Genomic DNA, 25,291 nt, shown 5'->3' with positions numbered 1-25,291 from the left:
CCGCCCCAAGGCAGGTGGTGATGATCGACGTTGCGTTTCTGGAATGGCTGGCGCCGCATACTCAGAGTTTTCAGCTCCGATCCAATCCTCAATATGACAGCCACACGACGGTGGCTCGACACATCCTGCATTGCGACCGTTTGGGCGAACCACTTCAATTCAGCACGACCGACGCCCGCAAGGCTGCCATCGAACATGAGAGTCTTTGGGAGTTGAGCGTTCGCCTTCTGGATGGCGGCGTCGCCCATCTCGGTGCGCCCTCGCTGGAAGAATGCCTCGCTTTCGCGCGTGCCCGTCTGGCTCCAAAAACCCTGCGCGCCATCGCCGCCTGACTCATCCCGCCGTTTCGCGACAGCGAGATGGACAGGTCCACGTATTTATTCAGCCTATCATCATCAGGCTGGCGTTGCCCCCGGCAGCCGTCGTGTTGATGGATGTGGACACCTCTTCCAATAGCCAGTCCAGGCAATAGCCGCTGTCTTCCACATGAACGGAGGCGATGGGGCCGGGGAAATCGGCCGCCTGCCGCGTCACCGCCGCGACATGCGCCGCATCGCCCTCTACCAGGACTGCAGCATATGGGCCTTCGCCGATATTGCTGAACCATGTCGCGACTTCGGACGGCAGGCCGGGAGGAAGCGTCATGTCCTGCACGATGCCGCGATTGCCGGTGGCGAGGACCGCCGCCATCTGGCAAAACAGGCCCTGCCGCGTCGAGGGCTGCATCAGGATGCGTCCGCGCGGGTGCAGCGCATAAAGGTTCCGCTCGCCCACCGGGCCGGGAAGTTCCAGTTCGACACCGATCGCCGATGCGTCCCCTGTCCGGCGCACCTGCGCGGCGGCGTCGCCCTCCCCCTGCGCATCGAGCCAGTCTGCAAACGCGTGCAGGGGCGAGCGCAAATGGCTGACCCGTTCCGCGAATACCGGCGGCGTCGTGACCAGCCGCCCGAGATAGAGCGGTCCACCCGCCTTCGGACCTGTGCCGGACAGGCCGCATCCGCCGAACGGCTGAACCCCGACGATCGCCCCTATGACGTTGCGATTGACGTATATGTTGCCGACCTTCACCCGGTCGGTCACGCGGGCGATGGTTTCGTCCAGCCGGGTATGCAGGCCGAAGGTCAGGCCATAACCGGTGGCGTTGATCTGATCGACCAGCGCGTCCATTTTGTCGCGCCGGAACCGCAGGACGTGCAGCACCGGGCCGAACACCTCGCGGCTCAGGTCCGCGATACTGTCTATCTCGATGATCGTGGGCGGGACGAACGTGCCCTGCCCGGTTTCAGGCGACAGCGGGGTCTGTTCCACCTTGCGACCCATCGCGCGCATCGCCGCGATATGACGCTCGATCCCGTCGCGGGCTTCGGCGGTGATGACGGGGCCGACATCCATCTTGAGCGCGTCGGTCCGACCGATCCGCAATTCGGCGAGCGCGCCCTTCAGCATCGTCAGCGTCCGGTCGGCCACATCCTCCTGAAGGCAGAGGATACGGAGCGCCGAACAACGCTGACCCGCACTGTCGAAGGCAGACGCTATGACATCGGCCACCACCTGTTCGGCAAGCGCGCTGCTGTCCACGATCATCGCATTCTGCCCCCCCGTCTCGGCGATCAGGGGAATGGGCTTTCCAGCAGGCGACAAGCGCGTTGCGAGTTGCTTCTGGATGAGGCGCGCGACTTCCGTCGATCCGGTGAACATCACGGCGGCGGTTTCGTTCGCAGCGACCAGCGCCGCACCGATGCTGCCGTCGCCCGGCACCAGATGCAGCGCATCGACGGGAACACCCGCCTCATGCAACAGGCGCACCGCTTCGGCCGCGATCAGCGGCGTTTCCTCGGCAGGCTTTGCAAGCACGGCATTGCCCGCGACCAGCGCGGCGGCGACCTGCCCGGTGAAGATCGCCAGCGGAAAGTTCCAGGGTGAGATGCAGGTGACGACGCCCAGCGCGCGCTGAGCGGGACCGAAGGTCGAACGGGCCTGCGCCGCATAGTAGCGCAGGAAGTCGATCGCTTCGCGCACTTCGGCAATCGCGTTGGGCAGCGATTTGCCCGCTTCACGCATGATGAGGCCAAGAAGGATCGGCATCCGCGCCTGCATCGCATCGGCCGCGCGGTCGAGCGCGGCAGCGCGGTCGGCGACAGCCATGTTGCGCCAGCCCGACGCGGCAGCGGCAATGGCGGCGGCCCGCGCTTCCTCCTCGTTCGCTTCCGTCACATGCCCCACGACATCGCGATGGTCCGCAGGGTTGAGCACAGCACGCACCGTCCCCTCACCGCTTGCGGGCGCGGCTTTCCAGTCCAGCGTTGCACTGTGGGTCAGCGCTTCGCTCAAATCGGCCAGCACGGCTTCGTTGCTAAGGTCAAGGCCCGCCGAATTGCGCCGGTCGGGATAGAGGTCGGCGGGCAGAGCGATCTGGTCATGCTGCGCGCCGGGATGCGCCATCGCGCGCACCACATCGACCGGATCGGCGACAAGCTCCGAAATCGAAACGGCGGGGTCGGCGATACGGTTCACAAAGCTGGAGTTCGCCCCGTTTTCCAGAAGGCGGCGTACCAGATAGGCGAGCAACGTTTCATGCGTTCCGACCGGCGCATAGATGCGGCATGGGCGGCCCAGCTTGCCAGCACCGACGACCTGTTCGTAGAGCGGCTCGCCCATGCCGTGCAGGCACTGGAACTCATAGTCGCCGATGCTGAAATCCGGCCCTGCCAACTCATATATGGTTGCGAGCGTCTGCGCATTGTGCGTGGCGAATTGGGGGAACACAGCGTCACGCGCGCCCAGCAGCTTCCGCGCGCAGGCGACGTAGGCGATGTCGGTGTGCAGCTTGCGCGTATAGACGGGAAAGCCCTCCAGCCCGTCGACCTGCGCGCGCTTGATCTCCGCGTCCCAATAGGCGCCCTTCACCAGCCGGACCATGATCCGGCGTTCGGCACGGCGGGCGAGGTCGACGATCCAGTCGATGACGAACGGGCACCGCTTGCCATAGCCCTGCACCACAAAGCCCAGGCCGTTCCATCCGGCAAGGTCCGGGTCCAGCGCAAGGCTTTCCAGCAGGTCGAGCGAAAGTTCGAGGCGGTCGGCCTCCTCCGCATCGATGTTGAAACCGATGTCGTAACGCTTGGACAGCAGCGCCAGTGTCCTGACCGCAGGCAACAATTCGCCCATGACGCGATCCGCCTGCGCACGGCTGTAGCGCGGATGAAGCGCCGACAGCTTGATGGAAATGCCCGGGCCGCCATAGATGCCGCGTCCCGCCGACGCCTTGCCTATGGCATGGATGGCGCGCTCATAATCGGCGAAGTAGCGCGCGGCGTCGGCGGCCGTGGTCGCCGCCTCCCCCAACATGTCGTAGCTGTAGGAAAAGCCTTTCGCCTCCATGTCGCGCGCGCGTTTCAACGCTTCCTTGATCGTTTCGCCGGTGACGAACTGTTCGCCCATCATCCGCATGGCGAGATCGACGCCGCGCCGGATCACAGGCTCGCCCGCGCGCGCGACGAGCCGGGTCAGCGCAGCACCCAGGCCGCGATCGTCGACGCTGCCGACGAGCTTTCCGGTCACGACCAGGCCCCAGGTCGCCGCGTTGACGAACAGCGACTTTTCGCCGCCCAGATGCGATCCCCAATCGCCATCGGCGATCTTGTCGCGGATGAGGGCATCGCGCGTATCGTTGTCCGGAATGCGCAGCAGCGCCTCGGCAAGGCACATGAGCGCCACGCCTTCCTGGCTGGACAGCGCATATTCCTGTACCAGTCCTTCGACCCCGCTGCCCTTGTGATTGGCGCGAAGGGCGGTGACCAGACGGGTCGCTGTGGCGGCCACGGCAACCTGCGTCTCATCTGGAAGCGTCGCCGCCTCGATCAGCGGGGCCATCGATTCCGCCTCGTCACGGCGATAGGCGGCGGTGATCGCGGCACGCAAGGGTGTGGGCCGGGCGATGGCGGGCGCGAAGGCGGAAAAGGGCTGGTCGATCATGCCGATATCATAACCAGAATCGCAAGTTCGTTTCGACCGAATTTAGGCCATCTGACAATCATAATGACTTATTATTACGCATCCAGTAGGCATATAGGATGTCAAATACATCATCCGCAGTCGATATGGACGAATTCGACCGCCGCATCGTCGCCGCTCTGGTCGAGGACGGGCGGATGTCCGTCACCGACCTGGCCGCCACGGTCGGCCTCTCCAAGACGCCGTGCCAGGTGCGATTGCGGCGTTTGCAAGAGAGCGGCGTCATTCGCGGCTTTCGCGCCATCGTCGATCCCGCCAAGCTCGGCATGGATCATGTCGCCTTCACCGAGGTGAAGCTGTCCGATACGCGCGAGGCGGCGCTCAACGAATTCAATGCCGCCGTGCGGCGTATCGCCGAGGTCGAGGAATGCCATATGCTGGCAAGCAATTTCGACTATCTGCTCAAGGTGCGCACCGCCGACATCCGCCGCTACCGCGCGGTGCTGGGCGAGAAGATCAGTGCCCTGCCCCATGTCGCCAGCACGTCGACCTTCGTCGCCATGGAAACCGTGCTGGAAGCGGGCAACCGCCGCGTCAGTCGAAAAGGGTAAGCGGAATGGCGTCCCCCATCGCCCGGTATCCGGCGGGCGACGGGTGTAGCGCATCGCCTTCGTCATAGGCGGGCAGCAGCCGGTCGGGCCGTGCCGGATCGCGCGTCACCCTGTCGAAATCGATCACCGCGTCGAAATGACCGGGCTGCCTGATCCATGCGTTGACGGCCTGCCGATCGGCCTCGTTCTGCGCGTCGGCATGATAATAGGCGTTGCCGACGAAGGGCATGACGGTCGCGCCTACCACCTTGATGCCCTTCGCATGGGCGCGCGCGACGATCTGGCGATATGCGCCGATCATGCGAGCGACATGCGCTTCATGCGCGCCCTTGCTCACCGGCGCTTCGCGGGTCAGCGTGCCAAGGTCGTTGATCCCTTCCAGCAGGATGACATGAGTGACGCCCGGCTGCGCCAGCACGTCGCGGTCGAGCCGCGCAAGCGCGCTGGGACCGAGCCCATCGTCCAGCAGCCTGTTGCCGCCGATCCCCTGATTGACGACGGAAACGTTCCGCCGCTCGCCATCGGCCTGAAGCCGCTCGGCCAGCCGGTCGGTCCAGCGGTCGTTGCCGTTGGTTGTCGATCCGCGACCGTCGGTGATCGAATCGCCGAGTGCGACGATGACGCGCGCGGGGCCGCAGCGCTCCACCTCCAGCCCCGACAGATGGAACCAGTGATCGAAACTCGCCGAACCGGCCATGACGGCATCGCCCAGATGATCCCCCGGCAGATGCCACGATGTGGCGCGCGATCCGGGATGCGACGTTTGTTCAGGTTCGCCGCGATAGCGGATCGACACCGCGATATTCTCCAGCGCATGGGCGGGCATGGCAACCGGATCGGATAGATAATCCGCGCCGGGGGGAATGATGACATCGACCTTCCCGTCGAAACGCAGGGGCAGGATGCTGCGCGGATCGACGGCGGGTGACGCTGCGCTCGGCGCGCGGGCGATGCTCGCCCCGGCGATCTGGAGCGGCTGCGTGCCTGCAAGATTGGAAAAGCGTACGCGCAGGCGGTCGCCGGAGACGGACGGGCGAACGATCTGACGCAGCGTGCGGTCGGCGAGCGTTCCGGGCGGCAGGACCGCATCGCCCACGGGCTTGAACTGCGCCGAAGCCCATGCCGCCGTCCACACCGGCGTGCAGCCCTTCGCCTGAGCCGTCGCGGGGATCAGGGCGGCCAGCGGCAACATCAGCCAGGCCAGACGGATCTTCACGATAGGCTCTCCTGCTTCATTCCTGTCGGCCCCACGAAAAAGCGGGCCGGCCTTTCGACCGGCCCTCAACGTCATCCCTGAGGGAGGATCGGGTAAACCATGTGTCAGGCAGCGTCCGACCGCGCCTGCGCCAATATCGTGAGCGCGCCGCGCGCGCCCTGCGTTTCCAGCACGGTCAGCCAGCGCACCAACTCTTCGCGCAGGCGCGGATCGGCGGCCAGCGTGGGCGGCACGATGGCCGGAAGGCCCAGTATCGCGCGCACGCGCGCTTGCGGCGAGTCGGCGGCGTGCAGCGCAGCCGCAATGGGTGCGGCCAGCGGATCGTCGATCATATGGCCCTGCCCATGATCGTCCCGCCCCGCCTGCCAGCGTATCCACGCAGCAACGGCAAGCGCGAGTGCAGCGATGCCCTGCCCCGCCGCCAGCCGATCCGCGATGGGAGCGAGCAGGCGCTGCGGCAGTTTCTGCGACCCGTCCGTCGCGATCTGCCGCGTCCGATGGCGCAGCGTCGGATTGTCGAACCGCGCCATCAGTTCGCGGCGATAGGCAGCTACATCCAGTTCGGGCGGCGGCGACAAGGTGGTTTCCGCTTCGTCCCACAGCGCTTCCACGAACAGCCGCGCCGGTTCCAGCGCCAGCACCTCATGAACATGCTCGATCCCGGCAAGCCCGCCCAGATAGGCGATGCCGCTATGCGCGCCGTTGAGCAGGCGAAGCTTGGCGTCTTCCCACGGCGCGACGGTGGCGGTGATCTCCACCCCCGGACCGAAAGCGGGGCGTGGGCCGCAGAAGCGGTCCTCGATCACCCACTGGGTGAACGGCTCGGTCTTGACCATCGCGCGATCCTCGACGCCGATGGTGTCGGCGAGCGCCGCGATGTCTTCCTGCGTCGTGGCGGGGACGATGCGGTCGACCATCGTCTGGGGAAAAGCGCCTTCCGCCGCGATCCATTGCGCAAGCGATGGGTCATGCCGCTCGGCCAGCGCAAGCACGGCGTCGCGCAGCCGCGCACCGTTGTGCGGCAGATTGTCGCAGCTGATCGCGGTGAACGGTGGCAGTCCGGCGGCGCGGCGGCGGACAAGAGCCGCGACGATGAAGCCGGGCGCTGTTTGCGGACGGTCGAGCGAAAGCAGGTCGGCGGCCAGTTGTGGGTCGTCCTCGATCAGCGCGCCGGTCGCGGGGTCGAGCTTATAGCCTTTTTCCGTGACGGTCAGCGTCACGATATGCGTATCGGGCGACGCCATCGCCGCGACCAGCGCGCTGGGATCTTCGGGCGCGACGATCACGCGCCGAACCGCGCCGACGACGCGTGCCTGTTCCCGATCCCCGTCGCGGACCAGCATGGTGTAAAGCCCGTCCTGCGGCTCCATCTGGTCGCGCACGGCTGGCGAACGGAGCGACGCGGCCACGATCCCCCAACGCTGGTCGCCCGCTTCGAGCGCGTCGTCGAAGAACGCCGCCTGATGCGCGCGATGGAACGCGCCGATGCCCAGATGCACGACGCCGCATCGGACCGCAGCGCGATCGTAGCCTGGGCGCGTGACCGAGCCGGGCAGGCTTTCCAGCGATGCCGCCGACAACCGCGTCATAGCTTGTAGGCCTTTTTCGCCAGATCGTAGGCGAGCGCATGGGCGAGTTCGAAGGCTTCGTCCTCCTCCATCCGATGTTCGGCTACAAGCTGGGCGAGCCAGGTACAATCCATCCGCCGGGCGACGTCGTGCCGCGCGGGGATCGACAGGAAGGCGCGCGTGTCGTCGTTAAAACCGACCGTGTTGTAGAAGCCCCCCGTTTCGCTCGCGCGCTCGCGGAAACGACGCATCCCTTCGGGGCTGTCGTGGAACCACCAGGGCGGCCCCAGCCTCAGCGCCGGATAATGGCCTGCGAGCGGCGCGAGTTCGCGCGAATAGACATCCTCGTCCAGCGTGAAGAGGATCAAGGTCAGGCGCGGATCGTTGCCGTAGCGGTCGAGCAGAGGCTTGAGCGCCTGCACGAATTCGCCCGCCGTCGGGATATCCGCCCCCTTGTCGCGTCCGAAGCGGTCGCGCACGGCCTCGTTATGGTTGCGGTGGACGCCCGGATGCAGCTGCATCACCATGCCGTCCTCGATCGCCATGCGCGCCATTTCGACCAGCATGTGCCCCCGAAACAGTTCGGCATCGCGCGTGCTCGCGGGACCGCTCGTCACCCTGTCGAACAGAGCCTCCGCCTCTTCGCGCGAGAGGTTAGCGGTGAAGGCGCTGGGATGGCCGTGATCGGTGGATGTCGCCCCCGCCTCACGAAAATCGGCACGGCGTTTTTCGTGCGCGCGCAGATAGCCGGCATAGTCCTTGGTTTCGCCCGTCATCGCGCAGAAACGCTGCACATTGTCGATGAACCGGGGGTCGTCGGGGTCCATTACCGGATCGGGGCGATAAGCGGTCACGACGCGCCCGCCCCAGCCCGACGCGCGGATCGCGCGATGATGGTCGAGCGGATCTAGCGGCCCTTCGGTCGTTGCGATCACTTCGATATTGTAGCGCTCGAACAGGGCGCGCGGGCGGAATGCATCGGTCTTCAGCGCGGCGTCGATGATGTCGTAATAATGATCGGCGGTGGCCGCCTCCAGCCGCACGTCGATGCCGAACGCCTGCGCGAACACCCAGTCGAGCCACAGCCGCGACGGCGTGCCCCGGAACAGGTGATACCGCTCGGCGAATCGCCGCCAGATGGCGCGGGGGTCGCTTTCGGTCGCGCTGCCATCGACGGTCGGCACGCCCAGTTCGTCCAGCCTGACGCCCTGGCTGTAGAGCATACGGAACACATAATGGTCCGGCACGATCAGCAGCTGGGCGGGATCGGCGAAGGGATCGTCATAGGCGAACCAGCGCGGATCGGTGTGCCCGTGCGGGCTGACGATCGGCAAATCCCGGACGGTCGCATGGAGCGCCCGCGCAATCGCGCGCGTTGCCGGATCGGACGGGAAGAGACGGTCGGGATGCAGACGCAACGGCTTGGTCATGGAAGGCTTTCGGCGGGGATCGCCACCGCCTGATAGCGGGGCAGGAGAAGGTGGATGACCGCAAGCGCGATCAGATAGGCGACCGATGCGACCGCGAAAATGGGGCCGTAGCTGCCGATGGTTTCAAGGATCACGCCTGCAAACTTGGCCATCAACATGCCGCCCACCGCGCCCGACAGGCCGCCCAGGCCCACGACCGATCCCGCCATCCAGCGCGGGAAGACATCTCCCGGCAGTGCGTAGAGATTGGCGGAAAAGCCCTGATGACCGGCGCAGGCAAGGCCGATGAGGCCGACCGCGACCCACATCGAGGGCGCTTGCGCCGCAAAGGCGATGGGGACAGCGCAGCAGGCGGCCAGCAGCATCGCGGTTTTGCGGGCGCGATTGACGCTCCATCCCCGGCCCATCAGCCGCGACGACGCCCATCCGCCCGCGACCGACCCCACGTCCGCGAACAGGTAGACGGCGATCAGCGGCGGACCGAAGTCCAGCATCTTGACGCCATATTGCTTGTTGAAGAAATCGGGCAGCCAGAAGAGGAAAGTCCACCATACCGGGTCGATCAGGAACCGGCCGAGCATATAGGCCCAGGTCTGGCGATGGCGAAAAAGGCTCGTCCATTTGACGGAGCGCTTGGGCTCCACCGGATCGGTCTCGATCCACGCCAGCTCTTCGGGGGAGAGGCTCTTCTTTTCGCGCGGGCGCCGGTAGAAGCCAAGCCATGCCGCCAGCCAGATCACGGTCAGCAGGCCGGTCAGGACGAACGCCCAGCGCCAACCCAGCGACACCGCGATGATCGGCACGATCAGCGGCGTCAGAATCGCGCCGACGTTGGACCCTGCGTTGAAGATGCCGATGGCGAGCGCCCGTTCCTTTTTGGGGAACCACTCGTTCGTCGCGGCGATGGCGGCGGGGAAAGTCCCCGCCTCTCCGACCGCGAGCGGAATGCGGGCCAGCAGCATCCCCGCCGTCGAGGTGAAGAAGATGTGTGAGACATGGCCGATGGTCCACAACGCGACGGCGAGCGCATAACCCGCGCGCGCGCCGATCCGGTCGATCAGCCGCCCGAACACGACATAGGCGATGCCGTAGCCCGCCTGGAACCAGATGGCGAGGTCGGCATAGCCGCTCTCGCTCCAGCCGTAGCGCGCCTGAAGATCGGGCTTCAGCGTGGGCAGCACCAGCCGGTCGATATAGCTCAGCACCACGGCGGCAAAAAGCAGGCCGCAGACGATCCAGCGGACTCTTCCGGACGGCTTGGGGATCGCCTGCGTCATGGCGATCACCAGTTGAACATCGTGCCATCTTCCAGCCGGTTCACCGGCAGGAAGGCGCGCTGATATTCATATCCTGCTGCGAGTTCCTCATCGATGTCGACACCCAGCCCCGGTTCGTCGCCCGGATGCATCATGCCGTTGTCGAAGCTGTAGGCATGGGGGAAGACGGCGTCGGTTTCGGGCGTATGGCGCATATATTCCTGCACGCCGAAATTGGGGACATTGATGTCGAAATGGAGCGCGGCGGCCATGCAGACCGGCGACAGGTCGGTCGCCCCGTGGCATCCGGTGCGAACCTGATACAGATCGGCGAGCGCGGCGATCCGGCGCAGGTGGGTGATGCCGCCGGCATGGACCACGGTGGCGCGGATATAGTCGATCAGCTGGTTCTGGATAAGATCCTTGGCGTCCCAGATCGAATTGAAGATCTCGCCCACCGCGAGCGGTGCCGTGGTGTGCTGGCGGATGAGCTTGAAGGCTTCCTGATTTTCCGCAGGCGTCGCATCCTCCAGCCAGAAGGGGCGATAGGGCTCCAGATCCTTGCCGAGTCGGCCTGCCTCGATAGGGGTGAGCCGGTGATGGATGTCGTGCAGCAGATGCACGTCCCAGCCCAACGCTTCCCGCGCGGCCTTGAACAATTCGGGCACGACACGCAGATATTTGGGAGTGTTCCACACATTTTCGGAAGGCAGGTCGGAGTCTGCGGGTTCGTAGAAATACCGATCCTTGGACACCCCATAGGTCGACGCCATGCCCGGAATGCCGCATTGCAGGCGAATCGCCTTGTAACCCTGGCGCTGGTAATCGAGCGCGGCTTCGATCGTTTCCTCGATGCTGACGCCGTTCGCATGGCCGTACACCATCACGCCTTCGCGGCTGGCGCCGCCCAGCAGCTGATAGACGGGAAGACCGGCAATCTTACCCTTGATATCCCACAGCGCCATGTCGACCGCCGCGATCGCGGTCATCGTCACGGGACCGCGCCGCCAATAGGCGCCCTTGTACAGATACTGCCAGATATCCTCGACCCGGTGCGCGTCGCGACCGATGAGGCAGGGGATGACATGATCGGTCAGATAGCTTGCCACCGACAGCTCGCGACCGTTGAGCGTCGCGTCGCCGACACCGGTGGTGCCATCGTCGCAGATGATCTTGAGCGTGACGAAATTACGACCCGGGCAAGTGATAATGACACGGGCGTCAACGATCTTGGGCATTTGGACGATCCTGTTCAGAAGAAGTTGAACGTGAAAGGCAGCGCGGGGCGCATGGCGCCCCGGACGATACGGCAGACTGAAAAAACGTGGAGTGGGACGCGGTGCCCGCGGGGAGAAAGGCGTCGCCCGCCTTGCCACTATGCTCGATCATCCACCCCTCCTTTTTGCGCGCGGCGCATCTTTCCGCTTGCCGCCACCGAACTGATACCGTTACCATCGCGACAGAGACAAGGCTTGTCAATGCCCGACTGCGGGGTTGAGGCTGAATGGACGGTAGGGGAGAGAGTTCGATGCTGGCGCGATTGTTATGCTGGATGGTGGCGTTGGCGACGGTAGTCCTGCCGCCTGCGGCTCGCGCCGAAGACGGCTACGATCTGTGGCTGCGCTATCGCCCTGCCGACGCTGCCCGGTCCCACGATCTTGCCGCCCATGCGACCGCCATCGTCGCGTCCGGCAGCGATCCCATGCTTGCGGTCGCGGTCGCCGAATTGCAGCGTGGCGTCAAGGGAATGACCGGCGCAACCGTGTCGCGCTCCACAGCTGCGCAGCCCGGCGCGATCGTGCTGGCAAAGGCGCAGGCGGGAACATCCCTCCCTATCGACACCGGCAAGCTGGGCGAGGAAGGCTATGCGATTCGCTCCACGCAGATGAACGGCGTGCCCGTCACCCTGATCGCCGCAAACAGCGAACGGGGTTTGCTCTACGGCGCCTATGGGTGGCTGCGCCTGGCGCAGAGCGGCGCACCGCTCGACCGGATCGACGTGCGCAGCGCGCCGCGCATCGGGTTGCGGATGCTGAACCATTGGGACAATCTCGATGGCACGGTCGAGCGCGGCTATGCCGGTATGTCGATCTGGGACTGGTGGCGGCTGCCCGATTATAAAGGGCCACGCTATACCGACTATGCCCGCGCCAACGCGTCGATCGGCATAAACGGCACCGTGCTCAACAATGTGAACGCGAAAGCGACGAGCCTGACCGCCGCCTATATCGCCAAGACAGCGGCGCTGGCCGATCTGTTACGCCCCTATGGGATCAAGGTCTATCTGTCGGTAAAATGGACCGCGCCGATGGAACTGGACGGCCTCAGAACCGCCGACCCCCTCGACCCGCAGGTCGCCGCCTGGTGGAAGGCGAAGTCGGACGAAATCTATCGCGCGATCCCCGACTTCGGCGGGTTCCTGGTCAAGGCGAACAGCGAAGGCCAGCCCGGACCGCAGGATTACAAGCGCACCCATGCGGACGGCGCCAACATGCTCGCCGCGGCGGTCAAGCCTCATGGCGGCATCGTGATGTGGCGCGCCTTCGTATACCAGCACGACAATCCCGACGACCGCGCCAAGCAGGCCTATGACGACTTCAAGCCGCTCGACGGGCAGTTCGCCGACAATGTGCTGGTCCAGGTCAAGAACGGCGCAATCGACTTCCAGCCGCGCGAACCCTTTCACCCGCTGTTCGGCGCGATGCCCAAGACGCCGCTGATGATGGAATTCCAGATCACAAAGGAATATCTGGGCCAGTCGACGCATCTCACCTATCTCGGCCCGCTGTTCGAGGAGGTACTGAAGTCCGACACCCGGTCGAAGGGCAACGGCTCCACCGTCGCCAGGGTGGTCGACGGATCGCTCGACGGGCACCGGCTGACCGGAATCGCGGGCGTCGCCAATATCGGCGTGGATCGCGACTGGAGCGGCTCCGTTTTCAACCAGGCGGACTGGTATGCGTTCGGGCGCATGGCCTGGGACCCGGACCTGACGGCGCAGGCGGTCGCGCACGAATGGGCGGCGCAGACCTTTTCCCCCGATCCGCGCGTGGTCGATCCCGTCGTCGCCATGATGATGGGATCGCGCGAAGCGGCGGTCGATTACATGACCCCGCTCGGCCTGGCCCATGTGATGGCGACGGGGCATCATTACGGCCCCGGCCCCTGGGTGTCCGATCTCGCTCGCCCGGAATGGAACCCCGTCTATTATCACAAGGCCGACGCGAACGGCATCGGCTTTGACCGGACGGCGACGGGCAGCAACGCCTTCGCGCAATATGCGCCGCCCGTCGCAAAGATGCTGGCGAACCCCAAAACCACGCCCGACCGCGACCTTCTCTGGTTCCATCACCTGCCCTGGACCTATCGCCTGTCGTCGGGCGACACTGTGTGGGACGGGATGGTGCATCGTTACGATCGCGGCGTCGCCTATGTGGAGGACATGCAGCAGCGGTGGGACACGCTGCGTCCCCTGGTGGACGCAGAGCGGTTCGAGCAGACGCGCGATTTCCTGCGTATCCAGCGGCGCGAGGCGCAATGGTGGCGCGACGCCAGCATCGCCTATTTCCAGTCGGTCAATCGCCTGCCCCTGCCCGCAGGATCGGCGGTGCCCGCCCACGACCTCGACTGGTACAAGGCGCAGAACTTCCCCTTCGCGCCAGGTCACTGGTAAATGCCGCACTGCAAAACATAAGTTGATTTTTACCGTCAACGCTGGTCGAGATGCAGGCATCTTTTCGCGCGCCGCAGTTTCGAAAGTCCCAGCCGTGACCGACACCCGCTCTTCCCGCCGCCAGCGCAACGCTCCTACCATCAACGATGTGGCGCTGGCAGCCGGGGTGTCGCCCATGACCGTCTCGCGCGTCATCAATGGCGAGCAGGTCGTGCGCCCGGTGACGCGGGAGAAGGTGGAAACGGCCATCGCCGCGCTCAACTACGCGCCCAGCGCCGCCGCGCGCACGCTGGCGGGCGGGGACGAAACGCGGATCGGCCTGCTCTATTCCAACCCTTCGTCCTCCTATCTCAGCGAATTCCTCGTCGGCAGCCTCGATCAGGCAAGCCGCAGCGGCATCGATCTGGTGGTGGAGAAATGGGATGAGCGAACCTCCGTACGCGCCGTCGTGGAGCATCTGAAACGCAGCCGGATCGACGGCGTGGTGCTGCCGCCGCCGCTCTGCGACCTTGCCGAACTGCTGGACGCCCTGCGAAAGGCGAGTATTCCCGCTGTCGCCGTCGCGTCCGGCCAGCCGCATTCGGACATGCTGGCGGTCAGCATCGACGACTGCCATGCCGCCTACGAAATGACGCGACACCTGCTGTCGCTCGGACATATGCGCATCGGCTTCATCAAGGGCAATCCGAACCAGAGCGCCAGTTCGCGCCGGTTCGAAGGTTATGTGAAGGCGCTGGAGGAAGCCGGGCTGCCGGTGCGGGACGACCTGATCGCGCAGGGCTTCTTCACCTACCGGTCGGGCCTTGACGCAGCCGAGCATATATTGGCGCTGGCCGACCCGCCGACCGCGATCTTTGCGAGCAACGACGACATGGCAGCGGCCACCGTCGCCATCGCGCATCGCACCGGCCTCGACGTGCCCGGCGACCTCACCGTCTGTGGCTTCGACGACACGTCGCTGGCGACGACGATCTGGCCTGAATTGACGACCATCCGCCAACCGATCAGCGACATGTCGCGCGCGGCGGTCGAAGCGCTGGTGCGCCAGTTGAAGCCCCGCCGGGGCGGCGACGGCGATGCGATCCAGCATCAGGTTCTCGATTATGCGCTGATCCGCCGCCAGTCGGACGCCGCGCCACGCACCCGGCCGCGCACCGGCGGCCGGTAGGCGCAGCCGGTCAGCTTTCGCCGAACACCCGGGCGAAGATCGTGTCGACCTGCGCGAAATGGTAATCGAGGTTGAATTTATCCTCGATCTGCTCGGACGTCAGCGCCGCGGCGACATCGGCATCGGCCTTCAGCAGTTCCTTGAGCGACAACTGCCCGTCCGATTCCCACACCTTCATCGCGTTGCGCTGGACATATCGATAGCTGTCCTCGCGGCTCACCCCCGCCTGCGTCAGCGCCAACAGCACACGCTGCGAGTGGACGAGGCCTCCCATCTTGTCGAGATTCTTCATCATCCGCTCGGGATAGACGAGCAGTTTGTCGATGACGCCGGTCAGGCGGCCCAGCGCGAAGTCGAGCGTGATCGTCGCATCGGGGCCGATATAGCGCTCGACCGACGAATGGCTGATGTCGCGTTCATGCCACAGCGCCACATTCTCCATCGCGGGCAGCGCATAGGCACGCACCATGCGGGCAAGGCCGGTCAGATTTTCCGTCAGTACCGGATTGCGCTTGTGCGGCATCGCCGAGGAGCCCTTCTGCCCCGGCGAGAAATATTCCTCCGCTTCCAGCACCTCGGTGCGCTGAAGGTGGCGGACCTCGACCGCGAGCCGCTCGATGGACGAAGCGATGACACCCAGCGTCGCAAAGAACATGGCGTGGCGGTCGCGCGGGATGACCTGCGTCGACACCGGTTCCACCGACAGACCCAGCTTGACTGCGACATGTTCCTCGACGCGCGGGTCGATATTGGCGAAGGTGCCGACCGCACCGGAAATGGCGCAGGTCGCGACTTCGGCGCGCGCGGCGACGAGGCGCGCCTTGCAACGACTGAATTCGGCATAGGCCTCCGCCATTTTAAGGCCGAAGGTGACGGGTTCGGCGTGGATGCCGTGGCTGCGACCGATGGTCGGCGTCAGCTTATGTTCGAAGGCGCGGCGCTTGATGACCTCCAGCAGCTTGTCGATATCCTCGATCAGGATGTCGGACGCGCGGGCCAGTTGCACGGCAAGGCAGGTGTCCAGCACGTCGCTCGACGTCATGCCCTGATGCATGAAGCGCGCTTCGTCGCCCACCTGTTCGGCGACCCAGGTGAGGAAGGCGATGACATCGTGCTTCGTGACCGCTTCGATCGCATCGATTGCAGGCACGTCGATTGCCGGATTGGTCGCCCACCAGTCCCAGAGCGCCTTGGCCGCCGAGGGCGGCACCACGCCCAGCTCGCCCAGCTTCTCCGTCGCGTGGGCTTCGATCTCGAACCAGATGCTGAAGCGCGCCTCCGGTTCCCAGAGTGCGGTCATCTGCGGGCGGGCGTAGCGTGGGACCATCGGGCGAATCCTGCATTGGCTTAAAGAAAAAGATGGTGCGCCGCCTAGCAGCGTCCCCGCCACGGGGCAAATGCGCACTCCTGTCCCACCGGCGAGGCGAGTCGTCGCAACTCGTCGGCCGATATGAGACGAGCCGAACGGAGCGGCAGGACGAGTCGCCGGTCATGAACAGCCGTTCAGGAACATTCGGGCGTTCTGGTCTATTGTCTTTACACAGGAAACATGACGGGCGAACGGGCCTCTGGCTCGATCCCGATGAAGAAGATGCAGGAGATTGCGATGTTGCGGACCCTAATCCTTACGAGCGCGCTTCTCGTCTCGGCGCCCGCGTTGGCGCAGCAGGCGGCACAACCATCGATGCAACCGAACACGGCGTCGCCGCAGGCCATGCCGCAATCGACTGCGCCCGCTCAACCCTCCACCACGCAACCGGCTACGTCGGCAAGCGCCATCGCATCCATCGTCGACAGCGAGTTCGCTGCTTATGACACCAACAAGGATGGCGTCCTCGACCAGTCCGAATTTTCACGCTGGATGGTTGCGCTGAAGGACCAGGAGATGAAAACCACCGGCTCCACTCTGCCCGCTGAAAAGCTGACCGCTTGGGTCAGCGGCGCGTTCACCTCCGCCGATAAGGACAAGAGCGTTACCGTCAGCAAGCCCGAACTTATCAGCTATCTGAGCGGCGGCGCAGCTTGAACTAATTTCCCCGCCTGTCACGAAGGCAAGGAAAGATGACCCTGAAGGGTCGCACGGGGCGGCATGGAGCGAAGGCCATGCCGCCCCATTTTTGCGATTCGCGGAAAAATGAAGCGCTTCAGCCTTTACGGCGCGTGTAAAGCAGCGCCGCGACGATAGCCGCCGATCCGATGCCGACCGCTGCGCCGGTCCATATCCCCTTCCCGACCGACTTGCCCGCAGCTGTAGCGAGATCGGGCACCTTTTCAGGCGAAGATGGCGAAGGGGGCGTTGTTGCGTCGGGGGTCGACGCCGTGTCTTCGTGCTTGCTCATGGTCCGACCGTTTATGCCCGAAAGGGGGGCGGACGGGAAGTGCGTCGTCACATGATCGTAAACTTGTTCCATTGGCGCAGCATCGTTGCAACATCTTCTTGACTTCCCGGCCCCATCCATGCTGGTAGCGCTATCAAACGTAATATGCTTTAGGAGCTGATGATGCCGGGGGTTGCTGCCTTGCTCGATTGCCTTCCTGCCGACTGGCGGGACGGACTGTTTCTCGGACGCGTGGAAACGGCGCAGGGGCCCAGCCCCATCATGGTATCGGGCGGTGTCGCCTACGACATGAGCCGCGTGGCTCCCACCCTCTCCCAACTGGTTGAAAAGCTGCCGCTATTGCCGGATGCCGGCGAACCGCTCGGGCCGCTCGACGTGATCGACCTGCCGCTTCTGAGCCCGGTAGATCTGCAATGCGTAAAGGCATGCGGCGTCACCTTCGCGCTGTCCGCCATCGAACGCGTGATCGAGGAGCGCGCCCGGGGCGATGCCGCCGCCGCCGCCGACATCCGCAGCCGTCTGGAAGAACGGGTGGGCGGCTCGATCCGCGCGGTATCTCCCGGCTCACCCGAAGCCGCCGCGCTCAAGGCCGCACTCATCGAGGATGGGCTGTGGTCGCAATATCTGGAAGTGGCGATCGGACCCGACGCCGAAGTATTCACCAAGGCACCGGTGCTGTCGACCGTGGGCCTGGGCGCGCAGATCGGCATCCGTTCAGATTCGACCTGGAACAACCCGGAACCTGAGATCGTGCTACTGGTGAACGCGACCGGCAAGACGGTGGGCGCGACGCTGGGCAATGACGTCAATCTGCGCGATTTCGAAGGACGCTCCGCGCTCCTGCTCGGCAAGGCCAAGGACAATAACGCGTCCTGCTCGCTCGGTCCGCTGGTGCGCCTGTTCGACGACGGTTTCACCATCGACGACGTTCGCAACGCCGAAGTCGAACTGACCATCGACGGCCCCGAAGGCTATCGCCTGGAGGGGACGAGCAGCATGAACCAGATCAGCCGCGATCCGCTCGACCTCGTCCGTCAGACCTTGTCGGAACATCAATATCCCGACGGTTTCGCCCTTTTCCTCGGCACGCTGTTTGCGCCGGTACAGGACCGCGACGAGCCGGGCCGCGGTTTCACGCACAAGGTCGGCGATATTGTCGCCATCTCCACCCCCCGCCTCGGCACGCTCGTCAACACGGTCGTCACGTCGAAGGACGCAGCGCCTTGGACCCAGGGCCTGGTCGCTTTCATGACCAACCTTGCCGCGCGCGGCCTGCTGAACGCCAAAGAGAAAGTATCTGCATGACCGGTGCCACCTACCCCAGCTTGAAGGACAAGCGGGTTTTCATCAGCGGCGGCGGTAGCGGTATCGGCGAGGGATTGGTCGAGGCGTTCGTGGCGCAAGGGGCGAAGGTCGCCTTCTGCGACATCGCCGTCGCGGAAAGCGAAAATCTGGTCGCGCGGCTGTCGGGCGCCAGTCACGCGCCCATCTTCCACGCCGTCGACCTGCGCGACATCGCGGCAGTGCAGGCGATGATGGGCGCGGTCGAGCGGCAACTGGGCGGCATTGATATCCTCGTCAACAACGCCGCCAACGACGACCGGCATGCGATCGAGGACGTGACGACCACCTATTGGGACGAGCGCATGGCGGTAAACCTGCGCCACCTCTTCTTCGCGGCGCAGGCGGCGGTGCCCGCGATGAAGCGCGCGGGCGGCGGGGTGATCCTCAATTTCGGGTCGATCAGCTGGCATCTCGCCCTGCCCCAGCTGGTGCTCTATCAAACCGCGAAGGCCGCGATCGAAGGCCTGACGCGCAGCCTCGCCCGCGACCTCGGTCGAGACAATATCCGCGTCAACACGATCATCCCGGGCAATGTGAAGACCCCGCGCCAGGAAAAATGGTACACGCCCGAAGGCGAGGCCGAAATCGTCGCCGCCCAATGCCTCGACGGTCGCATCCTGCCGGTTGACGTTGCTGCGCTCGCGATGTTTCTGGCGTCGGACGACGCGCGCTATTGCACGGGTCACGACTATTTCATCGATGCAGGATGGCGCTGACATGACCATGACGGAACCGCAGAGCATATTGTCACTGGGAGCGACACTGGGCGAAGGCCCGGTCTGGGTCGCGCGCGACGCGGCGCTGTGGTTCGTGGACATCAAGGAACATCGCATCCACCGCTTCGACCCGGCGCTGGATGCGGGACGAAGCTGGAACGCGCCCGCGCAGGTGGGCTGGGTTCTTCCGACCGACGACGGCCTGTTCGCCGCGGGGCTGCAGACCGGGGTGCACCGCTTTGATCCCGCAGACGGCAGCTTCGCCCTGCTCCACGCCCCCGAAGCGCATCTGCCGGGCAATCGCCAGAACGATGCGTGCATCGCGCCCGACGGGGCAATCTGGTTCGGGTCGATGGACGATGCGGAAGACGCGCCGAGCGGGCGATTCTATCGGGTCCACAAGGGCGAATGCGCGGAAACGGGACTGCCGCCCGTCAGCATCACCAACGGTCCTGCCCTCTCGCCCGATGGCGGCATCCTCTACCACACGGATACGCTGGGCAAACGCATCTGGCGCACGACGCTGTCACCGGAAGGCGCAGTGGGCGAAACCAGCCTCTTCGTCGAGATCGAGGACGGCGCAGGCCATCCTGACGGCACGACCGTCGACGCGGAAGGATGTGTGTGGACCGGGCTGTTCGGCGGGTGGGCGGTGCGCCGCTACGATCCGGCGGGCAGGCTGATGCGCGAAATCCGTTTCCCCGTGGCCAACATCACGAAGATCGCCTTCGGCGGCGAGGGACTTGCGACCGCCTATGCGACGACGGCGCGCAAGGGACTGGATATGACAGCGTTGACAGAACAGCCTCTCGCGGGCGATCTGTTCGCCTTCGACCCCGGCGTCGCGGGGCTGCCGGGGCCCGTCGCGACGCTGTAGCAAAGACAAGATAGCAGGAAGGACGACAAGAATGAGTGAGGGGAGCGCCGGGAAGGTCAACATGGCCTTCATCGCAGCGATCGTCGCGGTGGCGACGATCGGCGGCTTCATGTTCGGCTATGATTCGGGCGTCATCAACGGCACGCAGAAGGGGCTGGAAAGCGCCTTCGACCTCGGCAAGCTGGGCATCGGCATCAACGTGGGCGCGATTCTGGTGGGGTCTTCCATCGGCGCGTTCGGCGCGGGGCGGATGGCCGACATCATCGGTCGACGCGGCGTCATGATGCTGTCCGCCATCCTCTTTCTCTTGAGCGCGCTGGTCGCGGGCGCTGCCGGATCGTCGATGATCTTCATCTTCGCGCGGATCGTCGGCGGCCTTGGCGTCGGCGCCGCGAGCGTGATCTCGCCGGTCTACATCTCCGAAGTCACACCCGCCGCCGTGCGCGGCCGTTTGTCGTCGGTGCAGCAAGTGATGATCATTTCGGGCCTCACCGGCGCATTCGTCGCGAACTTCGTGCTGGCGCGCTATGCGGGCGGATCGACCGCACCGCTGTGGCTCGATTTTCCGGCCTGGCGCTGGATGTTCTGGTTGCAGGCGATCCCCGCCGCCATCTATTTCCTGGCGCTGCTCGCGATCCCCGAAAGCCCCCGCTACCTTGTCGCGCGCGGGCATGACGACCGGGCGCGAGTAGTGCTGACCCGCCTCTTCGGCGCGGAGGAAGCCGCGCGCAAGGTCAACGAAATCCGCGCCAGCCTGTCCGCCGATCATCATCGGCCCAAGCTGTCCGACCTCCTCGACAAGGTGAGCGGAAAGGTCCGCCCGATCGTATGGACCGGCATCGGCCTTGCCGTCTTCCAGCAACTCGTCGGCATCAACGTCGTCTTCTATTATGGCGCGACCCTGTGGGAAGCGGTCGGCTTTTCGGAGGATTACGCGCTTCAGACCAACATTCTGTCCGGCGTGCTGTCGATCGGCGCCTGCCTTGCCACCATCGCGCTGGTCGACAAGATCGGGCGCAAGCCGCTGCTGCTCATCGGGTCGGCGGGCATGGCAGTGACGCTTGCGACCGTCGCCTACGCCTTCTCCACCGCCGTCACCGGAGCGAACGGCGCGGTGTCGCTGCCCGGCAACAACGGCATCGTCGCGCTGGTCGCGGCGAACCTCTATGTGATCTTCTTCAACATGAGCTGGGGCCCGATCATGTGGGTCATGCTGGGCGAGATGTTTCCGAACCAGATCCGCGGGTCCGGCCTTGCCGTTGCGGGTTTCGCCCAGTGGATCGCGAACGCCGTCGTTTCGGTCAGCTTCCCCTCCCTGGTCGTGTCGCCCGGTCTGGCCGTCGCCTATTGCGGCTATGCGTTCTTCGCGTTGGTATCCTTCTTCTTCGTGCGCGCCATGGTCAACGAAACCAAGGGCCGCGAACTTGAGGACATGGTCGGCTGATCGTGGGCGACGGGACGGACGACCGCATCATCCTGAAGGCGGGAGCGCTGGAAGCCGCGCTCTCGCCCGCACTTGGCGGAGCGTTGCTGCACTTTTGCGCCGACGGCACGGACCTGCTGCGCCGCACGCCGCCGGACGCGACCGATCCGCTTGCGATGGCGTGCTTCCCGCTCGTTCCCTACGCTAACCGGATCGCGCACGGTCGCTTCGCCTTCGACGGTGCGGAGCATCGGCTCCCGCTCAACTTCGGCGACCATCCGCACAGCATCCATGGCTTTGGCTGGCAGGCGAAGTGGACAGCGAAAGAGACAGCTGCAACGCATGTCACGCTGATCCACGATCATGACGGCGGGATGGGGTGGGACTGGCGCTATCGGGCGGAGCAGCACGTGGCGCTGACACGCTCGCAGCTGTCCATCTCGCTGTCGCTTTGGAACCGGAGCGACCGCCCGATGCCCGCCGGGCTGGGCTTCCACCCCTATTTCGCGGCGGACGACGCGACCCGGCTGGACTTCGTCGCGCGCGGCGTCTGGCTTTCGACACCCGACATGCTGCCGGATCGGGAAGCGCCCGCAGACGCGCTGCGCGACTGGTCGAAATCCGCCCCGATCCTGGGCGAGAGCCTCATCGACAACAGCTATAGCGGCTGGACAGGCTCGGCGACCGTGACGCGCGGCGACGGGCGAAAGCTGACGCTGCGGGGCGAAGGCACGGACTGGCTGCACGTCTACCGACCGCCGGGCGAAGCCTTTTTCTGCCTCGAACCGGTCAGCCATATGCCCGATGCGATCAATCGCGGCGGCATGAGGGTGGTGGCGCCGGGCGATTGCATCGCGATCGGCATGACCATCGCGGTCGACAAAGATGACGAGGCGCTTTCGAAAACCGCCGCTATCGCCTAAGCTGCCCTGCAGAGAAGCAGCGAGAGTGAGAAACCAATGCAGTTTTTGCGGACCGCCTTCTGGGTCGTCATCGCGGTCGCCGCCGCGTTATTCTTCAAGGCGAACAACGGTCCGCTCGTCATCAAGATCTGGGGCGACATCGTGTGGGAAACACGCGTGTGGTTTCCGATCCTGCTCGCTTTCCTGCTGGGCGCGTTGCCGTTCTGGACCGTCGCGCGCGTAACGCGCTGGCGTCTGCGGCGACAGGTGGAGGGGAGCGAACGCGCCCTTGCCGCCGTTGCCGCCACCGGCGTGCCGCCGCCGCCCGCAACACCCGCCACCCCCGCACCGGTCATCGCCACTGGCCCCGGCATCTCGACTGGCCCCGGCATCTCGACTGGCGACGTCCCCGCCCCCCTTCCCTCCACGCCCGCCGCAGGTATCCCATGAGCAGTCCCATCTATGTCGCCATCGACACCCCCGACCTCGGCAAGGCGCAGACGCTCGCCGGTCAGGTGCGGCATCATGTCGGCGGGTTGAAGCTGGGCCTCGAATTCTTTTGCGCCAACGGGCATCAGGGCGTGCATGAAATGGCGAAGTTCGGCCTGCCGATCTTCCTCGACCTCAAACTGCACGACATTCCCAATACGGTCGCCAAGGCGGTGCAGGCGCTCCACCGGATCGAACCGGCGATCCTAACTGTGCATGCAGCGGGCGGACGCGCGATGCTGGAGGATGCGAAGGCGGCGGCGGGCGCTCATACGAAGGTGGTGGCAGTGACCGTTCTCACCAGCCTGGACGACGGCGACCTGATGGACATCGGCGTCGGCGGCAAGGCGGAAGATCAGGTCCGCCGCCTCGCCGACCTGGCGCAGAGCGCGGGGTTGGACGGGATCGTCTGTTCCGGTGAGGAAGTCGGGATCGTCAGGAAAGAATGGAGCGACGGCTTCTTCGTGGTGCCCGGCGTGCGCCCCGCCGGCGGCGCGAAAGGCGACCAGAAGCGGGCAGTCACCCCGCGCGAGGCGCTGGATCGCGGCGCCTCGATCCTGGTGGTGGGCCGCCCGATCAGCCTGGCCGAAAATCCCGACCTCGCCGCACGCGAGATCGAAGCGACGCTCTGACGATCCGGCCTCAGCGCTGCGGCAGCAGCAGGCTGGAGTCGCCATAGCTGTAGAAGCGGTAGCCCGACGCGATGGCATGGGCATAGGCCGACTGCATCCGGTCGCGGCCCATCAGGGCAGATACCAGCATGAACAAATTCTGATTATAACGTGAAAAAGTATTAAATATCATCTGCTTAGAGCGTAGGCGGAAGGCATTTTTGAATGCCTCCCACCAACTTCATAAATCGAGCCGAAGGCCGGATTCGCCCGTCATCCTATCAAAGATATTTTGCTAGGATAGGTCGGCTCGAAATGACCCACCGCGCTCCTACACAGCCGGTAGTTCCGCAATGGCTGGTTCGGTCATCCCGCACGCCCAAGTCGTCCCCGTAAGCTGCGATGCGGCATTGACGGCATTGAGCAGCGTGCCGGACGACAGATGGGCATAGCGCTCGGTCGTCTTGACGGACGAATGACCCAGCACCTTCGACACGACATACAGCGATTGGCCCGAGTTCACGAGGTTGGACGCAGCGCTGTGGCGCAGGTCATGCATCCGCAAATCGGGCATACCCGCTCGTATGCGGGCTTTGTTCCAGGCGTTATAGATCGAAAGAAACGGCTTCATCGTATCCGGGTTCGGCACGATATAGGGGCAGGCGTCGAAGCGCGGGATCGACTTCAACACATTGATCGCATCCTCCGACAGGGGGGCGTAACGCGGCTTCCCCGTCTTGGTCGTCGGGATGTACCAAGTCTTCCGCTCGAACGAGACCTGTTCCCACTTGGCGTCGAGCAACTCACGCTTGCGGCACCCGGTAAGGAGCAGCAGCGCGACGATGTAACGCAGCATGAAATTGGGGCTTTCTTCGACCGCCGCCTTCAAACGTTGGGTTTCGTCAGCCGACAGGAAGCGTTCGACACGGTTCTCCGGGTCTTTCAGCCTGATACCCTCAAGCGGGTTGACCTCCGAACCCGGAAGGTTCCAGCGCTTGGCGAGACGCATCATGTGCCCAAAGATGACCTGCCAGCGATTGACGGTCGCCTGCGCATAGCCATCGACGGCCACCTTCGACTGCAACCATTCGAGAATATCGGTCTGGCTGAGTTCGTTCAGATGAAACTTCCCCCACTTCGGCAGAAGGTGAAGATTGAGATAGCGGGCATCAATGTCATGACTGCGCTTGTAGGTCCGCACATGGTCCAGATAGCGCTCCGCCAGTTCCGACAACCTTGGGATGCGGCGATTGGCATAACGCTCCTCAGCCGGGTTCTTGCCGACTGACACCCGCCCCTTGATGCGGATCGCCTCCTTCTTGGCTTCCGCAAAGCTGATGTCGCCGACGCTGGCGATCTTGTACTGGCGCTGACGGCCATAGGGGTCTTTGTACCGCAAGGCGTATGTCCCCCGGCCATTCGAGCGCATTTCACAGACAAAGCCGGTTATGGCCGTGTCGAAATAGGTCTGGGTCGACCGTTCCGGCGGGCAGAACAGTGTCGGGATGATGGATGCTTCGAGTTTGATCTTGGGCATGGCTAACCTTTCAATGGCAACAGGGAGCCGTTCCCGGAACCTCATGTCAGAGGCTCCGGGCGGCGTTCAGTGAATGGTGTGTTGATTGCCGCTGAGAAGTGACCCGGGGTTTTCATCGAGAAGTGACCCACCTTGCGATTATGTTTCGGATGTCAGGGGTGGGTCAAGATGGGGTTT

At 64.8% G+C, this 25,291-nt stretch carries 22 protein-coding genes; 12 read left to right on the top strand and 10 right to left on the bottom strand.

Annotated elements, in window-relative coordinates:
- Positions 1 to 20: 20 nt before the first annotated feature.
- Complete coding sequence (locus tag DI606_RS07900; RefSeq protein ID WP_293981264.1) at positions 21 to 332, top strand: hypothetical protein; 312 nt, start codon at positions 21 to 23, stop codon at positions 330 to 332.
- A gap of 49 nt (positions 333 to 381) precedes the next feature.
- Here DI606_RS07900 and putA read toward each other — a convergent pair whose 3' ends face one another.
- Positions 382 to 3,975 carry a trifunctional transcriptional regulator/proline dehydrogenase/L-glutamate gamma-semialdehyde dehydrogenase gene (gene putA / locus DI606_RS07895; protein ID WP_293981261.1) on the bottom strand — a complete coding sequence of 1,198 codons (3,594 nt, stop codon included), beginning with the start codon at positions 3,973 to 3,975 and terminating at the stop codon, positions 382 to 384.
- A 98-nt stretch (positions 3,976 to 4,073) separates the two neighbouring features.
- Here putA and DI606_RS07890 point away from each other — a divergent pair, with 98 nt between their 5' ends.
- On the top strand, positions 4,074 to 4,565 hold the full coding sequence (locus DI606_RS07890) for an Lrp/AsnC family transcriptional regulator (RefSeq protein WP_293981258.1): 492 nt from the start codon (positions 4,074 to 4,076) through the stop codon (positions 4,563 to 4,565).
- Here the strand turns inward: DI606_RS07890 and DI606_RS07885 are convergent.
- The 5 genes from DI606_RS07885 to manD form a co-directional block, all read right to left on the bottom strand.
- Positions 4,549 to 5,781: an SGNH/GDSL hydrolase family protein gene (locus DI606_RS07885; protein ID WP_293981256.1), complete on the bottom strand. Its 1,233-nt coding sequence runs from the start codon at positions 5,779 to 5,781 to the stop codon at positions 4,549 to 4,551. The genes DI606_RS07890 and DI606_RS07885 overlap by 17 nt on opposite strands.
- Before the next feature lie 104 nt (positions 5,782 to 5,885).
- Positions 5,886 to 7,370 (bottom strand): mannitol dehydrogenase family protein, encoded by a 1,485-nt coding sequence (locus DI606_RS07880; RefSeq protein WP_293981254.1) that lies wholly within the window; start codon positions 7,368 to 7,370, stop codon positions 5,886 to 5,888.
- Positions 7,367 to 8,779 carry a glucuronate isomerase gene (gene uxaC / locus DI606_RS07875; protein WP_293981252.1) on the bottom strand — a complete coding sequence of 471 codons (1,413 nt, stop codon included), beginning with the start codon at positions 8,777 to 8,779 and terminating at the stop codon, positions 7,367 to 7,369. Before uxaC ends, DI606_RS07880 begins: the two co-directional genes overlap by 4 nt.
- Entirely contained in the window at positions 8,776 to 10,056 is a 1,281-nt protein-coding gene (locus DI606_RS07870; RefSeq protein WP_293981249.1) for an MFS transporter, read from the bottom strand. Before DI606_RS07870 ends, uxaC begins: the two co-directional genes overlap by 4 nt.
- A gap of 5 nt (positions 10,057 to 10,061) precedes the next feature.
- Positions 10,062 to 11,273 carry a D-mannonate dehydratase ManD gene (gene manD / locus DI606_RS07865; RefSeq protein ID WP_293981246.1) on the bottom strand — a complete coding sequence of 404 codons (1,212 nt, stop codon included), beginning with the start codon at positions 11,271 to 11,273 and terminating at the stop codon, positions 10,062 to 10,064.
- 290 nt (positions 11,274 to 11,563) lie between these two features.
- Here manD and DI606_RS07860 point away from each other — a divergent pair, with 290 nt between their 5' ends.
- Both DI606_RS07860 and DI606_RS07855 read left to right on the top strand, forming a co-directional pair.
- Positions 11,564 to 13,708: an alpha-glucuronidase family glycosyl hydrolase gene (locus DI606_RS07860; RefSeq protein WP_293981365.1), complete on the top strand. Its 2,145-nt coding sequence runs from the start codon at positions 11,564 to 11,566 to the stop codon at positions 13,706 to 13,708.
- 94 nt (positions 13,709 to 13,802) lie between these two features.
- Complete coding sequence (locus DI606_RS07855) at positions 13,803 to 14,876, top strand: LacI family DNA-binding transcriptional regulator (protein WP_293981244.1); 1,074 nt, start codon at positions 13,803 to 13,805, stop codon at positions 14,874 to 14,876.
- 10 nt (positions 14,877 to 14,886) lie between these two features.
- Here DI606_RS07855 and purB read toward each other — a convergent pair whose 3' ends face one another.
- Positions 14,887 to 16,203 (bottom strand): adenylosuccinate lyase, encoded by a 1,317-nt coding sequence (gene purB / locus DI606_RS07850; protein WP_293981242.1) that lies wholly within the window; start codon positions 16,201 to 16,203, stop codon positions 14,887 to 14,889.
- A 279-nt stretch (positions 16,204 to 16,482) separates the two neighbouring features.
- Here purB and DI606_RS07845 point away from each other — a divergent pair, with 279 nt between their 5' ends.
- Positions 16,483 to 16,902 (top strand): EF-hand domain-containing protein, encoded by a 420-nt coding sequence (locus DI606_RS07845; RefSeq protein WP_293981239.1) that lies wholly within the window; start codon positions 16,483 to 16,485, stop codon positions 16,900 to 16,902.
- Between the two features lie 118 nt (positions 16,903 to 17,020).
- On the opposite strand, the gene DI606_RS07840 is transcribed toward DI606_RS07845, so the two are convergent.
- On the bottom strand, positions 17,021 to 17,215 hold the full coding sequence (locus DI606_RS07840; RefSeq protein ID WP_293981237.1) for a hypothetical protein: 195 nt from the start codon (positions 17,213 to 17,215) through the stop codon (positions 17,021 to 17,023).
- A gap of 162 nt (positions 17,216 to 17,377) precedes the next feature.
- Between DI606_RS07840 and DI606_RS07835 the strand changes: the two genes are divergently transcribed.
- The 7 genes from DI606_RS07835 to pyrF are packed head-to-tail and all read left to right on the top strand — an operon-like array spanning position 17,378 to position 23,598.
- Entirely contained in the window at positions 17,378 to 18,520 is a 1,143-nt protein-coding gene (locus tag DI606_RS07835; protein ID WP_293981362.1) for a fumarylacetoacetate hydrolase family protein, read from the top strand.
- Positions 18,517 to 19,275: an SDR family NAD(P)-dependent oxidoreductase gene (locus DI606_RS07830; protein ID WP_293981234.1), complete on the top strand. Its 759-nt coding sequence runs from the start codon at positions 18,517 to 18,519 to the stop codon at positions 19,273 to 19,275. The genes DI606_RS07835 and DI606_RS07830 overlap by 4 nt, the downstream gene beginning before the upstream one ends.
- A 1-nt stretch (position 19,276) precedes the next feature.
- Positions 19,277 to 20,152 (top strand): SMP-30/gluconolactonase/LRE family protein, encoded by an 876-nt coding sequence (locus DI606_RS07825; protein ID WP_293981231.1) that lies wholly within the window; start codon positions 19,277 to 19,279, stop codon positions 20,150 to 20,152.
- A 31-nt stretch (positions 20,153 to 20,183) separates the two neighbouring features.
- On the top strand, positions 20,184 to 21,596 hold the full coding sequence (locus DI606_RS07820) for a sugar porter family MFS transporter (protein WP_293981229.1): 1,413 nt from the start codon (positions 20,184 to 20,186) through the stop codon (positions 21,594 to 21,596).
- A gap of 2 nt (positions 21,597 to 21,598) precedes the next feature.
- The gene (locus DI606_RS07815) at positions 21,599 to 22,498 is read left to right on the top strand and encodes an aldose 1-epimerase (protein WP_293981226.1); all 900 of its coding nucleotides are present in this window, start codon (positions 21,599 to 21,601) and stop codon (positions 22,496 to 22,498) included.
- Between the two features lie 36 nt (positions 22,499 to 22,534).
- Complete coding sequence (locus DI606_RS07810) at positions 22,535 to 22,927, top strand: hypothetical protein (protein WP_293981223.1); 393 nt, start codon at positions 22,535 to 22,537, stop codon at positions 22,925 to 22,927.
- Positions 22,924 to 23,598 carry an orotidine-5'-phosphate decarboxylase gene (gene pyrF, locus DI606_RS07805; RefSeq protein ID WP_293981220.1) on the top strand — a complete coding sequence of 225 codons (675 nt, stop codon included), beginning with the start codon at positions 22,924 to 22,926 and terminating at the stop codon, positions 23,596 to 23,598. The genes DI606_RS07810 and pyrF overlap by 4 nt, the downstream gene beginning before the upstream one ends.
- A 10-nt stretch (positions 23,599 to 23,608) precedes the next feature.
- On the opposite strand, the gene DI606_RS07800 is transcribed toward pyrF, so the two are convergent.
- Both DI606_RS07800 and DI606_RS07795 read right to left on the bottom strand, forming a co-directional pair.
- Positions 23,609 to 23,767, bottom strand: coding sequence for an S-adenosylmethionine:tRNA ribosyltransferase-isomerase (locus DI606_RS07800; RefSeq protein ID WP_367119464.1), 159 nt, complete (start codon positions 23,765 to 23,767; stop codon positions 23,609 to 23,611).
- 141 nt (positions 23,768 to 23,908) lie between these two features.
- Positions 23,909 to 25,114 (bottom strand): site-specific integrase, encoded by a 1,206-nt coding sequence (locus tag DI606_RS07795; protein WP_293981216.1) that lies wholly within the window; start codon positions 25,112 to 25,114, stop codon positions 23,909 to 23,911.
- Between the last annotated feature and the right edge of the window lie 177 nt (positions 25,115 to 25,291).

The organism is Sphingobium sp. (genome assembly GCF_003248505.1).
GTDB lineage: Bacteria > Pseudomonadota > Alphaproteobacteria > Sphingomonadales > Sphingomonadaceae > Sphingobium.
Note: the sequence above shows the minus strand (reverse complement) of the source record. Positions and strands in the feature narration are given on the sequence as shown.